Annotated in this window: 11 protein-coding genes; 8 read left to right on the top strand and 3 right to left on the bottom strand. The window is 45.8% G+C overall.

The annotated features are described in order from the left end of the window. Positions 1 to 129 precede the first annotated feature (129 nt). Complete coding sequence (locus tag FEM41_RS04130; protein WP_138094723.1) at positions 130 to 1,395, top strand: tetratricopeptide repeat protein; 1,266 nt, start codon at positions 130 to 132, stop codon at positions 1,393 to 1,395. 52 nt (positions 1,396 to 1,447) lie between these two features. Here FEM41_RS04130 and FEM41_RS04125 read toward each other — a convergent pair whose 3' ends face one another. Next, entirely contained in the window at positions 1,448 to 2,380 is a 933-nt protein-coding gene (locus tag FEM41_RS04125) for a LysR family transcriptional regulator (protein WP_138094721.1), read from the bottom strand. A 569-nt stretch (positions 2,381 to 2,949) separates the two neighbouring features. Here FEM41_RS04125 and FEM41_RS04120 point away from each other — a divergent pair. From FEM41_RS04120 to FEM41_RS04090, 7 genes are all read left to right on the top strand, one after another. Then, on the top strand, positions 2,950 to 5,316 hold the full coding sequence (locus tag FEM41_RS04120; protein WP_168198758.1) for an Ig-like domain-containing protein: 2,367 nt from the start codon (positions 2,950 to 2,952) through the stop codon (positions 5,314 to 5,316). A gap of 65 nt (positions 5,317 to 5,381) precedes the next feature. Further along, entirely contained in the window at positions 5,382 to 6,269 is an 888-nt protein-coding gene (locus FEM41_RS04115) for an OmpA family protein (RefSeq protein ID WP_138094717.1), read from the top strand. Between the two features lie 244 nt (positions 6,270 to 6,513). Continuing rightward, the gene (locus FEM41_RS04110; protein WP_138094715.1) at positions 6,514 to 7,227 is read left to right on the top strand and encodes a hypothetical protein; all 714 of its coding nucleotides are present in this window, start codon (positions 6,514 to 6,516) and stop codon (positions 7,225 to 7,227) included. A 421-nt stretch (positions 7,228 to 7,648) separates the two neighbouring features. Continuing rightward, a complete protein-coding gene (locus tag FEM41_RS04105) occupies positions 7,649 to 8,218 on the top strand; it encodes a helix-turn-helix transcriptional regulator (RefSeq protein WP_138094713.1) in 570 nt (189 codons plus the stop codon). 541 nt (positions 8,219 to 8,759) lie between these two features. Next, on the top strand, positions 8,760 to 11,075 hold the full coding sequence (locus FEM41_RS04100) for a type I secretion system permease/ATPase (protein ID WP_138094711.1): 2,316 nt from the start codon (positions 8,760 to 8,762) through the stop codon (positions 11,073 to 11,075). Next, positions 11,072 to 12,289, top strand: coding sequence for an HlyD family type I secretion periplasmic adaptor subunit (locus tag FEM41_RS04095; RefSeq protein WP_138094709.1), 1,218 nt, complete (start codon positions 11,072 to 11,074; stop codon positions 12,287 to 12,289). Before FEM41_RS04100 ends, FEM41_RS04095 begins: the two co-directional genes overlap by 4 nt. A gap of 17 nt (positions 12,290 to 12,306) precedes the next feature. Continuing rightward, positions 12,307 to 13,788 (top strand): TolC family protein, encoded by a 1,482-nt coding sequence (locus FEM41_RS04090; protein ID WP_168198757.1) that lies wholly within the window; start codon positions 12,307 to 12,309, stop codon positions 13,786 to 13,788. Between the two features lie 75 nt (positions 13,789 to 13,863). On the opposite strand, the gene FEM41_RS04085 is transcribed toward FEM41_RS04090, so the two are convergent. Beyond that, entirely contained in the window at positions 13,864 to 14,202 is a 339-nt protein-coding gene (locus FEM41_RS04085) for a hypothetical protein (protein WP_138094705.1), read from the bottom strand. Positions 14,203 to 14,293: 91 nt separating this feature from the next. Further along, a complete protein-coding gene (locus FEM41_RS04080; protein ID WP_138094703.1) occupies positions 14,294 to 15,196 on the bottom strand; it encodes a LysR family transcriptional regulator in 903 nt (300 codons plus the stop codon). Positions 15,197 to 15,463 lie beyond the last annotated feature (267 nt).

Here is a 15,463-nt window from a genome sequence, read left to right as displayed (position 1 = left end):
TTGTGACTGGTAGTCACTGTTTGAGTGTTATCTGGAAAATGGAAAATGCTTTTTATATTTATTCTGCTGTCTGTTTATTGTCTTGTCAGTATAATTAGAGCATTTAATTAAAGAAGAGCGATCATTAGGATGCCGGTCAGAAGAAAAAATCCCAGCGTGCGGTTAAAACATCGGAACCCCGAAGCGAAATTGATGCATCTGGCTTCCCAATTCCGTCAGGCGATGGCTGCTGGCAACTATCATGCCGCCAGAAAATTTTGCGAAGATGTTCTGGCCCTGACGCCGGGAAATCCTTCTGTATTAGGGGATTATGCGTTAACGCTGATGCGAACCGGGGATTATCTGAAGTCGTGGCAGGTTTATAGCTACATGTTTCAGAATAAGGAGCGACATCGCTATACGGGAAACTGGCTGGATGGGCTGGCGGAAGTCTGTGGCTGGCTTGGGAAACAGGATGAACTCAAATTTTATGGCAATTACGCTCTTTGTCTGGCCGATCGGCAATGTGCCGACAGAAAGGTCTGGCCCCTGCCGGCATCAGCGCCAACCCGGTTTCAGGCTGCCAACAGGAGGGGGAATATTATTGCGTACAGCCTTTATGGAGGAAGCCCTCGGTATTGCGAAACTATGATTAAAAATGCGCAGCTTATGGACGAATTTTATCCGGCATGGCGCTGTCGCGTGTACCATGATGACACGGTACCCGGTCATGTGCTGGAGCGCCTCAAAGCGTTAGACGTCGAGTTGGTTGATATGAGTGGGGTGTCTGGTATCGAGCCTACGATGTGGCGTTTTCTTGTGAGCGATGACCCTGGCGTTTCCCGGTATCTGGTGCGGGATGCGGACTCGCTTTTTTCAGAGAAAGAGGCGGTCGCTGTACAGGAATGGGTGAATTCGCCATACTATTTTCACCATATGAGGGACTATTTCACACATACAGAATTACTGCTGGCTGGTATGTGGGGAGGGACGGCAGGCGTGCTCCCTCCGCTGGAACCGCTGATGCGTCAGTTTATCCGGTCGTATAAAGGTAACCCCCGCTATACGGATCAGCAGTTTCTGCGTTATATTCTGTGGCCAACTGTTCGCACCAGTATCCTTAATCATGATGAAATATTCCAGTTTCATCATGCCAGGGATTATCCTGAGCATGGGGTGAGCAGGTGGCAAGACCATCCATTTCATATTGGAAGCAATGCGTCAATCTCTTCTATTGGCGGTACGGTTGCACTGCGCGATGGAGAGCGGCTATTCGTGGATTTGATTTCAGAGGAGGGAACGTTCCGGTACTCTATTTCGGCCCATGACGGACAGTGGTCCCTTCCTTTGCCCTTTTTTATGATTGATGATTATCAGGCGGGTCAGCTTAACGTGACGGTATCTGCAGCGGTATGAAACTGGCCCGTTTTAAACGAACGGGCCATAGGGTTTATGCGAACAGCTGATGTTACCGTGAGTCCTCCGGAATCGGATCTCCCATTTTGCTTAGTGCATTAATACAGGTTCCGATAAAGTCTTTACGCCTGGCGGAGCGATGAAAATGCGCATATACCGTAGAAGTCATCGTTGTTTCAAAAGGAAGCTCAAAAAGCCTTACGGGGAGATACTTTGTCAGAAATCCCTCCATATATTCTGGTGTTAGCATAATATAATCGGACATTGTACACATCATAATGGCATTCAGCGCATTGCCGGTGCTCAGCCCTACCTTTCGGTTATACAGCTCCTCGACCTGATTCGCGTCGCCTGCCTGAATGATTGTCTCATCAGGTGGCAGAATCCATCTTATATGCTCGTTTCTTTCCCAATCAGCGTGTGTCAGGGTATCTTTGATTGTCGGATGGTTTTTACTGACCAGGACCTTAAACCGTGATGAGAATAATTTTTTTGAAATGATCGATGTATCGTTGGGAAGGAGGCCACCGATGTCCAGATCGACTTCGTGATTTCTCAGCTGAGAAAGTCGTTTTTCCCCGGATGCCGGGTGCTTAACGAAATTCAGGCTTAGTCCATCCCGTCGATTATTCTCGTATGTAAATAACGAAAACCATAATTCCAGGATCGTATAGGTACTTACGGTGACGCTTCGGTACTCTTCAAGTGACTTTGCATTATCGTTAAAATCCAGTCCGCTATTAATCATTGCTATTGCTTTAGTGTAACGCTTGTTGAGTTCCAGAGCCAGGGTGGTGGGAGTAATTCCATTCTTGGAGCGTGTGAAGATAGGGTTTGAAGTCATTTTTCTAATTTTGTTGATAGCATAGGTGACAGAGGAAGGAGACATGGCCATTTTCTTTGCGGCAGCAGTCACGCTCTTGCATTCGATAACCGCTTTTAGGATTAATAGCGAATTGAGATCAAATTCTTTTGAGTTCATCATTGTCTTCCTGCTTGAAGTATCTTCACATAGAACCCGTGACTTAGGTGGCTATGGGTATCCCTGGAACGTATCCCTTATTGTTAGCTATACTTTACCGTGCGGCATAACTATGTGTCATGGGGTTTTATTGAATAGTGTTTTTAATTTTCTAAAGTTGCCTTTTTAAACACTATAAGTCATTGATATTGTTAATCCTATTTTTTTCTCTGGATTTCATGGTTGTGGATTATTGAATATATAATAAAGACGGCAATTCAATTTTAATGATACCATACAGTTAAGTGGTTGCAGGTCTGTTTTTTGGAAATTTCGAAAAATGTATTTATGTTTTTAGCGAAGTGCTGATTATATTTTGAATCAATGCCTTTTGGGGGTTTCATTTTTTGTTTTTTGTTTTTTTATATCTTTCGACGATGTACAGATTAAAGCCATGATATGCTGTGTCAGAAAATGATAATCTGCTGATGGATATCTCATTTAACCATATAAACTTTTGTTAATGAGTCGATGGCCATTGCAGGAAGCCCAGAGTAGCGATTGCTGGAAAGAATTTTAACAGGAGGATGTTAGTGGAGACCAAAACCGTTAACGTTGTGGTGCTTGATGGTAAGAAATTAGAAAAAACCATGGCTTTACCACAAGAGCAAACTGGCCAACCTATCATATTAAATGCCATCAAAGATGGGACATATATTCTTGCTGAGCAGGGCGATGGGGTTGCGCCAGAAAATATTACTATTAAACGCGTTGGCGATGATTTATACCTCAGTCTGGAAGGGGGAGATCCCGAACATCCTGAATTGATTATTCGTGACTACTATCTGAACGGTGGCGAACTGGTTGGTAAGGGAGAGGACGGGCAATACTATAACTACGTAACCGCTATTGGGCAGGAAAGCGACTCTGTCTCTGCTGATACGGCTATACCGTTGGCATTGGGCGGCGAAAGTATTCCCGGCTTTGCTGATGGTTTGGTCGAGGAGGATGATGACGATCATCATGCTCTGTTGTGGAGCCTGCTGGGGGTGGGGGCGCTGGGCGCCCTGGCTGGTGGTATCGCACTGGCGCATCATAATAACAATGATGGTAGCCACCATAGATTGGCTGACATTACGCCTGATGTTGTTGTTAATCCCGGCAAGCTGGATTCCGTTATTGATAATGTTGGAAGTATACAGGGAAAGATCGCTAATGGTGGCGTGACAGATGATAACAAGCCAACTTTTAACGGCAGCGGCGTAGCGCCGGGCAATACGGTTATCGTTATGGATAGCGACGGCACCGTTATTGGTTCTACGGTTGCGAATGAAAGCGGTAACTGGGCGTTTACGCCAGACTCGCCTATGTCTGACGGCTCTCATAAGATCTCCGCTGTTGTCGTTGATGGGAATGGCAATAGATCCGAACCATCAGACAGTGTGATCGTGGTGATCGATACTGTCGCTCCGGCGGCAGTGGATAATGTTGTCGTTACGGATAGTTCGGGGACAGAGATCGATGGCGGCGTGACTAACGATAATATGCCGTCACTGAGCGGTAAAGCTGAACCGGGGACGGTCGTCGTTATTTCTGATAACGGGAAGGAAATTGGTAGCGCACAGGTCGATGATAACGGCCAGTGGAATTTCACGCCGACGACTCCGATGGGGGACGGCGAGCACAATATTGAAGTTGTCGCGGTTGATGATGCGGGGAATGTTGGGCCATCCTCAAAACCGATTCCTGTCGAGATCGATACGATGGCGCCGGATGTGGCGACGACGAAACTTCTCGATGATGTTGGCGATACCGTTGGGGTTATTAATAGCGGCGATACTACCGATGACAATAAACCGACTTTTGATGGCACCGCGGAGCCGGGAGCAACGGTGATTATTTCCGATAACGGACAGGTGATTGGATCCGTTGCGGTAGGTGAAAATGGCGCCTGGTCGTACACGCCGGAAACGTCGCTGAAAGATGGCGATCACAGTTTTTCTTCCGTTGTGGTCGATAAGGTAGGTAACCAAAGCGTATCGTCAGAACCCATTGATTTTACTGTTGATACCAGCGGTATTCCTTTAACGTCGGGTAGTGAAAATTTTGAATCGGTGACTCAGCATATTTTTAACACTGAAGGCGACACTCTGAAGCTCGACAGCGGCCTGAGTGTGACATTTGTCAGTGGGCCATGTGATGGTGAAAATCAGAACGCTTTTACTGAAATTTCTAGTAAAGGCATCGCCTTCTTTGCGCCTGCGGAGATGGGTAGTCAGGCGATGATGCTCATTGAAAATTCTGTAACGAAATTCGAATTTGGAACAGGGACTTCTGCTGTGAGTTTTGACGTTAATTCCGCCTCGGCTGGCAGTACCGTTAATTATTACGATGCTGATGGCAATCTGCTCCATAGCGAAGCATTGCCCGATCAGTCTAATGATAATGGCCTGCAAACAATCAGCTGGGCTGCCGGAGAGGGGGAAATTATTGCCTCAATGACCATTGAAACCGCACCGGCCGTGGGAGGCGACGTGATCACTCGCGTCGACAACTTTAACTGGGGCAGTGATGCTGAAGTGGCATCTGGCAGCGAAGTGGTAAGCGCAACCTCCGCTATTTTGGAAGAAAATTCGCAGTTCTCAACCGAGCAGGATTATTCCATTCAGGCTTCCGACGGTGTTATAGAAGTGCATGGTCATCATGTGTCACTGAGTCTGGATGCGCTGCTGTTTGACGCCTCCCGGGAACTATTGATTGCCGATGGCAAAGAACAGGTTGCCATCGTGGGTGATGCGGGCAGCAGAGTTGAGCTGAATTCTACTTCATTAGGTGGTGGGCAGGATTGGTCTGATGCCGGTCAGGTTACTGCAGGCGGCGTAGTTTATGAGATTTATCATTCAAATAGCAGTAGCGTCGAATTACTGGTACAGCAGGGCATTGAGCTACAGCACTCCTGAAAATAAGCGAATGGGGTTAATTGATAATACCGATTAGCCTTCGACAAACAAATTCGGAGTATAGAATGCATAAATTATCCGTAAAATTATTAATGGTTGCTATGATATTAAGTTGTAGCCTGGCTCTGGTGACTGAGACGGCATGGTCTGCTGATGGCAACGCTCTGGAAAAAATATATCAGGGAGTACCTGATGTTAACCCAGACCAGGCACAGGTTGTATATTTCCGTTCTGCCAGTGTTAATATCCAGGATCAGAATAATGCCAATATTTATGTCGATGGTGAATTTCAGACCGCACTGATCCCTGGTAGTTATAGCATTTTTTGTTTGAGGCCGGGAGTCCATGTTTTGGGTAGCTGGCTAAAGGATGAACCAGGATATGCCGGTAAGCAGCAACGGCAGAGTAAGGTACCTCTGGAAGGAGGAAAAACGTACTTCTTTGTTGTTGATGAAGATATGGGAAGCTCGTTGCATATGCTGAAAAAGCGTGAAGCGACTCCCCTATTGATGAAAACCCGATTGCAGGATGTTCTTGTTTCTCGTGCTTCGGAAGTGACTCGTTGTCAATATCTGTATACGGATTATGTTTTGTCAGGCGATGTTTTATTCGATTTTGGTAAATACGCTGAGCAGAATATTAAAACAGGGGGACGTAGTGAAATTTCAGATGTGGCTGGGAATCTGATCAACAAGAGTCATGCAAAAGTGATGGTTATTGGACATACCGATCCTATTGGCTCCGAGCAGAGTAACCTGGATTTGGGCTTTAGGCGAGCCAGTACGGTAAAAGCGCTGTTAATGAGCGCGGGATTGGCTGGACATGACATCAGTGTAATGACGACGGGTAGTCAGGAACCTGTAGCTAGTGGTTGTGAAGGGTTAGAACGCCGACAGAAAATTATGTGTTATGCGCCCGATCGTCGCGTTGTAATTCGCAGTTATAATAAATAACTGAGGCATTATATTTCAATAAAAAATGCTGGTTGTAACCGGCATTTTTTATTTTTTTGAAAAAGATAGTGTATTCGCATACGATCAATGTTCCCTACTCCAATACTGACTCTCTTTCGGTTTCCTTAAAAACTACCCTTGAATTATTATAATATTGTTGACTGAGTTGTTTGTACTCAATATTCTTAATGGGCTGTTTTTTATACTGCGGCGGCTGATTAGGATGATATCTTGGGTAGGTCGAATGAATAATATAATTGAATTTATCGGTAAGAAGAAGGGGCTGGAGCTGATTGAAGCCACCTCCAGAGAACTGGAGATGAATAGTGAAGATGTTAATTTGGCTCTTGAGGGTGTAATTTCATTTTTTATGGAGCAGCTTCAAACGTATTTTAATAATAATTACGCATCAGATTATTTTTTAAACTCAATGAAAGCTTTAGTGGAACCTCGAGTTAATCTGAAAACAGTGGCTGGGATTATGGAGGAGAACGATGCTAATGCCCGTATTAGCTCTTTTTTTAATACAATGATGCCAGAAGAGTACCAGATAAAGGCGGTGGTTGCTGTTGTTCATATCTCACCACTGCAGGCTAAAAGGTTGGTTACTTTGGGGCGGCTGCTCCTGTTGAGTTCGCTTCAGAACAGTCTTTCCGGTAAAAAGATTACGCGCCGGGCTATTTATAATTTACTGGGCGAGGTTGGGCAGGAAAAGTCACTCGTATTACCGGAGCCTTACACAGATTATTTAAATATTATCGAGCAGTCTGAACAGTTATCAATACTGGAGGATGAAAATGATAAAGATCTTCCAATAAAGCAAAAGTATAAATGGCTGCTATTTTCTTTATTAGCTATATTATTTATGTTAATGATGATTTTTCATAAGATGTATGGTGGCGCTGACGTGAAAGCATTGCAACATAGCTCGTTGATTTATAGAAGTACTGGGATATGATCGGGAAATTTATTTTTAGAGACGTTTTCTGACTGTATGATTGTTTTTACTTCTCGCGATGATTGAACTCTGGAGTTATGAATGAAGAGAGAGCCAGGCTATGGTTAGTGATAAATGGTTAGCGTCCTGTCATCGTCGAAGTATCAGTACTATGCGTAATAAAATTATAGCTATGCTGGAGCAGTGGGATGGTCGGGATAATAATGTAAGGAATGAATTGATTTGGCTGATTGATGTCATGGATAATTGCGATAAATATATTTATTTTCATATAAAGAATCAGGATTGTAAAAAATCCGCGAAGGATTAGTTTTTTTGAATTTTTATGATTTTCAATCATATTTCCTCATGTTGTCTTTATTTTTTTTTCAGAAGATATTTATCCAGGGTGTTTTGACGTTCAATATTATGAGGGGTTTCTATGTCTATAATGCGTAACGGGAAAAAGCTGAAAATCATAGTAATAAGTGATAATGCTTATTACTGGCTTGGTATTCAAAAAATGGTTGAAGAGATTGCCTGGAGTGACGTTAAAATCAGATATCAGTATATAACCGAGCGTCATTTTTTATCCGGATTACACCAGCCTCAGGGAATTTATTTAAAAGTGGATACGCCATTTGTATTTGCTGATGACTTCGCTTACCGATTATTAAAACAAGAGATAAAGAACCCTTCGATTAATTTGTTTGGAACCCATGCCAGCCTTCAGGAGGTTTCAGGGTCGCTACAAAATGTAAAAAACAATGTTACCTGTGAAATCAATATTGATTGTATACAGTCGCGTTTGACCCATCGTGAAAATATGATGTATATGTTTCTGATTAATGGATATGGTGATGATTCGATCTCCAGATTAATGAATATTTCGAAAAAAAGCGTTAGTGATTATCGAGGGCGAATTATCAGGAAATTGGGGTATCGTAATAAAAATAGATTTATTACATGCGAGCAGCATTATATCCAGGAATCTGGTGGTAATAATGTATGATATAAGAAAATTAAATTTTAGTTAATGGAAAAAAACCACTGCTATAGCAGTGGTTAAAAAGGTTACGATGAACAATTTATTGTAACAAGCAGAGCTTATATAGCTCATGCTTTAATAGCATAATTGAATGCTTGTTTTATTGCCATACCAAATAATTAAAATGTCATTTCTATATGACTTAAAACTATTTTATCTTGTTATGGACTGGCTCTCCATGAGGTCGCGACTGTTTTTCCTCATCTGGGCGTTTTTTCTTATCCCTGGAGTTAGGTGTTTGGGGGATGAATTTTAAATACCAGAATAATAGCATTGATAAAATAATCCCCAAGCATTTATTCATGGATTATCAGTAGATTAGCTTTTCATTCCGATAGAATTCTATTTATTGGAATATCAAAAGTAAAAAAATTGAACAGTATCTCTGGCATTGTACTTCGTCAATTAAAAAACAACATAAGTGGCGAAAGCACCGCTCTCTTCTTCTGACTTTTGAGCCAACGCGGAAAAGAGTTCGTATAACGATAAATCGGATGTTTATGCAATGGATATGAAAGAGGCTGAAGGTATTGGCCAGAATAACGTTGATGAAAAGGTAACCATCGACGATTCTTTGCTGATGAGTGTTTCCTGGGTGTGCTGCTATTACAAAACAGAAGCTTCGGATAATGCGCTCATGGCAGGAATCCCCAGAGGTCGATTCCTTACGTCGGCCCATGCATTAACGGCATTGCAGAATGCTGGGTTTTCCACAGGTCTTGTTGAACGCCACATTACGGAGATTCCGGAGCAGCTGGCTCCCGTTATCCTGCTACGTAAAGGAAATTGCGGTGGCTGTGTTTTCCTTGGGAGAGAGAAGAGTCAGGATCCAGCCAGTAAAGAAGTTCTGTATCGAATTATTTTGCCGGAGATCAGCGCCGATCCGGTTGTACTTAGTGCAAAAGAGATGCTGGAGATTTATTCAGGATTTGCGATTTTCCTGAAGCTTAAGGCTAAAGCCGATCGGCGGGTGGAGGAGCCTGAGCTGGTTCCTGCAGGGCACTGGTTATTAGGTACACTGTGGCGCTATCGGCGCTATTACCGTAGTGCGGCAATTGGCACCCTGCTGATTAACATTCTGACGCTGGCCAGCATCTTTTTTACGATGAACGTTTATGACCGGGTTATCCCTAATCAGGCCTATGTGACGCTGTGGTCGTTGGCTATCGGCGTCACCATAGCCATGCTGTTTGAAGCTTTTGCCCGCTATATTCGCGCGCACCTAATCGATGTGGCGGGTAAAAAGGCCGATCTCATTCTGGGGACGCTGCTATTCCGCCAGATGCTTTCGATCAAAATGGAGTATAAGCCAGCATCATCGGGGTCATTCGCTAATCAGCTCCGGGAATTTGAATCGGTGCGCGACTTTGCTACTTCGGCGACTCTTTCTGCCGTGGCCGATCTTCCTTTTGTGTTCTTCTTTATCGGCGTTATTTTTACCATAGGCGGTTACTTAGGCCTGATTCCACTGATTTTGCTGCCTATTATTTTGACGATTAGCCTTCTGATTCAGTGGCCGCTGGCCAAAACGATGAAAGAGAATCTCAGGGAAACCTCTCTTAAGCAGGGAGTGCTCATCGAATCCATTGAAGGAATGGAGACACTGAAGGCCGTTGGTGGTGAAGGCTATATGCAAAGGCGTTGGGAAAACTTCAGCGCTCTGGCGGCGGAAACCAGTATGAAATCCCGTCGTCTTTCTGCGCTGGCTACCGGTAGCTTTGCCTTCTTCCAACAGATACAAACCGTCATCATTGTTATTACGGGCGTTTACCTTATCAGCAACGGCGTCATGACCCAGGGAGCCTTGATTGGTACGGTCATGTTGGCCAGCCGGGCGACGGCGCCACTTGGACAGATAGTTGGGTTGGCCGTGCGCTTCCAGCAGGCGAAGGTAGCGCTGGAATCCCTCAATAACCTGATGTTGAAACCGGTCGATCGCGATGAGCGTATCGACTACCTGCCGAATCCGGAATTAACAGGAAGGCTCCAACTAAAGGATATTGATTTTGCCTATCCGGCTCCTCCCATGCAGCCTGCATTACCGGTATTGAAGAAAATTAGCCTTAGCATTCAGCCGGGTGAGCGCATTGCGATTCTGGGCAAGATTGGTAGCGGAAAGTCGACGCTACTGCGTGTGATCGCCCGCCTGTACGATCCCACCGGTGGCCAGATTTTTGCCGATGGGCTGGACGTTACGCAGATCGATCCCGCGGACTGGCGCGCGCATGTGGGCTTTGTCGGGCAGGATTCTCGGCTGTTTTATGGGTCGCTGCGTGAAAATATCATGATTGGTAACCCCTCCGCGACGGTAAAAGAACTACTACGGGTACTGAAGCTGACCGGGCTGGATCGGGTTGCCGCAAAGCATCCTTTGGGCATCAACCTTCCGATTGGGGAAATGGGGGACGGCCTGTCTGGCGGACAGCGGCAACTGGTTTCTCTGGCGCGCAGCCTTATCGCCAGGCCCACGGTTCTCCTGATGGATGAGCCGACCAGCTCAATGGACATGCAGACTGAGAATCAGTTTATCGCGCACCTGAAAAAAGCGACCGATAACCAGACCATTATCGTGGTTACTCACCGGCCATCCCTGCTGTCGCTTATCGATCGTATTGTCGTGGTGGATGAGGGCAGGATCGTGGCGGATGGCCCTAAAGAGCAGGTGATGGCGACGCTGTCTGGTAGCGCGGTGGCGCGGCCCGGCACGGTGCAGGTAACCCAAACTAAGGTGCCAGCTAATCAGGATGTGCGACCGTCGATGCCCGGGAAAGATGTAACCGTCATGCCCGCGGATGGTACGACGGGGGAGGTGAAGCCATGAAAAGGAAAGAGGTGCTTTCACCGGAAGATGCCGCGTTCATGAATGACGTTCGGGAGTCGCTTTTGGCTCAAAAAACACCAAAATCGAAATTAGTTTTGCAGCTTATCGGCGCCCTTTTCGTGATTGGCCTGGTTTGGGCGCACTTTGCCCGGGTCGAGGAGATAACCCAGGGTGACGCGAAGGTGATTTCAAAAAGCCGGGAACAGGTTATTCAGAGCCTGGAAGGCGGGATCCTTGCAGATATGGAGGTCAGTGAAGGCCAGACGGTGGATAAAGGGCAGGTATTGTTGAAGCTTGACCCGACTCGTTCGGATTCAAACTATAGAGAGACCCTGTCTAAGGTGATAGGTCTACAGGCCGCCGTGGATCGTCTGACGGCTGAAGCCTATAACCGACCGCTGACGTTCAGACCCTCGGTTACGGATAAAAACGTGATCAAACAGGAAACGGACGCTTACAACAGCCGCAAACGCGATCTGGAGCAGAGCGTGACGGCGCTGGAACACAGCTATCAGTTAACCATGAAAGAAATTGACCTGGCTGCACCTTTGGTCAGGCAGGGGCTGATGTCGGAAGTGGAACTGTTACGCACTCGTAGACAGGCAACCGATCTGAAATCGCAGATTGTTGAAAAGGAAAGTAAATTCAGAGCCGATGCGAACAGCCAGTTGGCTAATCTTCAACTTGAACTTTCCCAGGCGCAGGAGATGCTGGTCGGCAGAAAAGATGTACTGACACGCACCACCATCAGAGCTCCGGTCCGGGGTACGATTAAGGATATCCGCTTTAATACCCGCGGTGGCGTTATTCAGCCCGGGGAGCACATCATGACGATTGTTCCTCTGGAGGATCAACTGCTGGTTGAAGCAAAAGTCAAACCTTCCGACGTAGCCTTTTTGCATCCAGGGCTCCCCGCTATGGTCAAAATAACAGCATACGATTTCAGTATCTACGGCGGGCTTAAAGGCGTGGTTCAGCAAATCAGCCCCGGCACTCTGAAAGATGAAGAGCAGCAGGCGCGCGGCCGCCCTGATGATACCTATTATCAGGTAATGGTATTGACCGATTCAAGCAGCCTGCATGTTAAGGACAAGGTTTTACCGATTATTCCAGGGATGATAGCCAGGGTTGAAATAAAAACCGGCGAGAAAACCATTCTTGATTACCTCCTTAAGCCGCTTTATAAGGCGCGCGAAGCGTTCAGAGAACGATAAGATTCAGAGTGATGACCATGGGAAAACTGGCTGGGAAAGAGATTTGTGCCATTGCGATGTTGATCTCTTCGGTATTATTGCAGGCAACGGCTCAGGCGAGCTTTCTATTAAAAAAACCGGATGGGAATAATCACCGGCAGACGATGCCGGTGGCAGCAGAAGAAACGACGGCAAACCAGGTAACGCCGACGGAAAAAGGCGATTTTACCTATTCGCTTAATGGGTTAAGACCCATCCCTGAAGATACGATTTCCCTGGAGCTGGCTTCAGAGAATAATGAAGCCTCAAGCCGGGTGATTAAACGCTATCTTTCCTCAATGGTGGAGGCGGCGAAAAACTATACCCCACAGATTCGTGAGGCCCAAAGCAGCTATGAAGCCGCCAAAGCTGATATCGATCAGGCAAGGGGGCAGCGTCTGCCCCAGATTGATGTGGGGCTTCAGTCTAATCCGGTGCAGTTTGGCTCCGGTGAGCGCGTCGATCGAGAAGATATGACCAACGGTGTGAGCATGAGTATGACGACACCGGTTTTTGACTGGGGATACAATAGTAAAAATATCCGCAGTAAAGAGTACACGGCAAAGGCCGCCTCGGCCTATTACGATGCGACTCAGGAAGATATCGCCTACCAGGTATGCGCGCAGCTGGCTGAACTGGCGAAGGAAAGAATCATCACGCAGCTTAGTCAGGCCTATGTGGAGCGTATGCAGCGCCTGGTGAATATGATTAGCGATATCAGTAAAGTCGATGCCGGTCGCGTGAGTGAGTTGACCCAGGCGCAGGCCCGGCTTTTGCAGGCGGAAGCCTCAAGGGATGCCGCGATGTCGAAAGTGCAGGACGCTGAAATCGCACTGCGTAAACTGACCGGCCTGGTTAATTATAGCGGACTGCCGCCGCAGTTTGCCTGGGATCTCCGCATCAATGATGCCGGAAAGCTGATGAAAGTGCTCGACAGCCATCCTTCAATTATTCAGGCGAGAAACGAAGCGCTTTCTGCCATTGAGCAGGCCAAAACTGTGAAGGCTCAAAATCTTCCGAAGGTGAACTGGGTGGTGAAAAAAACGGTACCGATTAACCACGGAGCCTATGAAGAGTCCTGGCAAACTTATCTTAATTTGAGTTGGGGAATCTTCCGTGGAGGATCGGCCAGCGCTCAGGAAAGAGCGGCTGCCTTGCGTGCCGAGGAGGCCCGGCAGAAAATTGATGAGCGAAGAATCGATCTCAGTAGCAAGGTTCGTTCATCTATCCATAACTCACAGACGTATCTTTCACAGTCGGAACAGTACCATCGTTTGGTCAATGCCACGGATCGGGTCCGGCGGGATTTCTTTGAGCAGTGGCGTCAGCTAAATACCCGAACCCTGCTTGATGTACTGACGGCAGAAAGTGACTACTACAATAACCAGGTTAATGAAGTGACGACGCGTTTTGAGGCATATAGCGCAATGTTTACGGGTTATGCCAATGCTGGCGTACTGGAACAGTGGCTGGCTCAATAACCGTTATCCTGTACGGGAACATGGCTATCGGGAAATATGCGCATGTGGTTAATATTGGCACAAAGCTGACGGCCTTCAAGGGAAAAGGTAAACGGCCCAGTCCAGTAGCACTATATTTTTTATACTGTCGCGAGTTTCCTGATGGCTTAGACGGAGCTGAGCATGCGTATGCCTGGCCTGATAGCGACTGCCATTCAAGGTAAAGCGGATTGTTTCACTGGTTGTGAATTTGGAAATGAGCTTCTGAAGTTGTTGAGAAGACATGTTCTCCGTCGCTTCAGGCAGCTTTATGCTGAGCATTATCTGGCCGCCGGTAGGCAGCTTGCTTTTAGGCGGGGAGTACAGTTGTCCAATACAGTGAAAATTACCATTGTTTTCAATGCTAATAAGTGGATAACGTTTATGGGCTAACATCGGCGATCCTTGATATTGCTGCAAGTAATGCGTTGCGGCGTCCTGTTAAATAGCCTGACTCTCCAGATACTCTATTAGTTGGGATGATGTTTCATAGACCAGTGGCGGTTGACTTTGACTGTATGGTGTTTTGTATCTCGTTCAGGATACTCGATAGCCTGGCGTTGTTTGCCAGAGAATGATGATAATGCAGGTAGCAATCAAAGCGCATCTTGAGTTCGGGGGGAGCAGTGAATATGCGAATGGGGAGCCTGTTTTCAAAATATTGAATAATTAACGTAGGCATTAACATGATATAATTGCTGTAAGCGCATAAAGCAATCATATTAAGCGCGTTACTGGATATAATGGCAACATTTCTTTTGTTAATGAGTTCGTTGAAGCGATTAGCGTGTTGGAAATCATTACAGGTTAGACCCATACTGCGGGACCAGATAATATGCTGATTACTCTCCCAGTCACTCATCGTAAAATTTGTCTTAATGGTTGGGTGGCTTTTACTTGCCACGATGCAGGTGTCGCATGACATAAATTCAATTTGAATAATGCTATGATCGTTAGGCAGTCGTGTACCAATATCTAAGTCAATCTCTTTATTACGCAAACGGGCCAGCCTGATTTCTTCGCTGAAATCGGGGGCGGAAAATTTCATCGTGGCAGGAAGTTTTCCTGAAACATTCAGTTTTGCTGAAATTAGCAATTCAATAAGGGAGTAAGTGCTTATCGTAAGACTACGGTTTTCGAGAGGGATTTGCTTCATCTTGTTTGTTATCGATTGATAATACTGACTTAGCTCTTTGGCAATGTTGTCCGGAGCCATCCCGTTCCGGGTACGAAAGAAAAGGGCTGAACCGGTCTTTTTTCTGGCTTTATTTAGTATATAGCTTATCGTTCCCGGTGAGACATTAAGTAGCTCGGCTGTCTTAGTGACGCTTCCACAGGTAGTAAGGATATGGATTGCCTTCAGAGCCTTGATATCAATTACATTGTTCATTTCATCCTCAGGTTTTTGTTATTATTAGGTTGTTAATTAATGGAGGGGTAAATTTAAAGATGAGTCTTTAACAGAAAATTTATTTTATCAACAAAAAAATTTTTCTATATGTAATATTTTGTTAATGAAAGGCTGGCGTCAGGCTTTGCTCTTAAGCCAAAACCGGAAAGGTTTACTGCTATGGGCGATGGAATAGAGGTAAACAGACATCCTGGGCTTATCTTCTCAGGACATTTTTATTTTATAAACGAGCGCCAGTTATGAGAT

Origin of the sequence: Jejubacter calystegiae, from assembly GCF_005671395.1 — a bacterium.
Classification (GTDB): domain Bacteria; phylum Pseudomonadota; class Gammaproteobacteria; order Enterobacterales; family Enterobacteriaceae; genus Jejubacter; species Jejubacter calystegiae.
The sequence above is the reverse complement of the archived record's forward strand: the minus strand, read 5'-3'. Positions and strand labels throughout refer to the sequence as shown.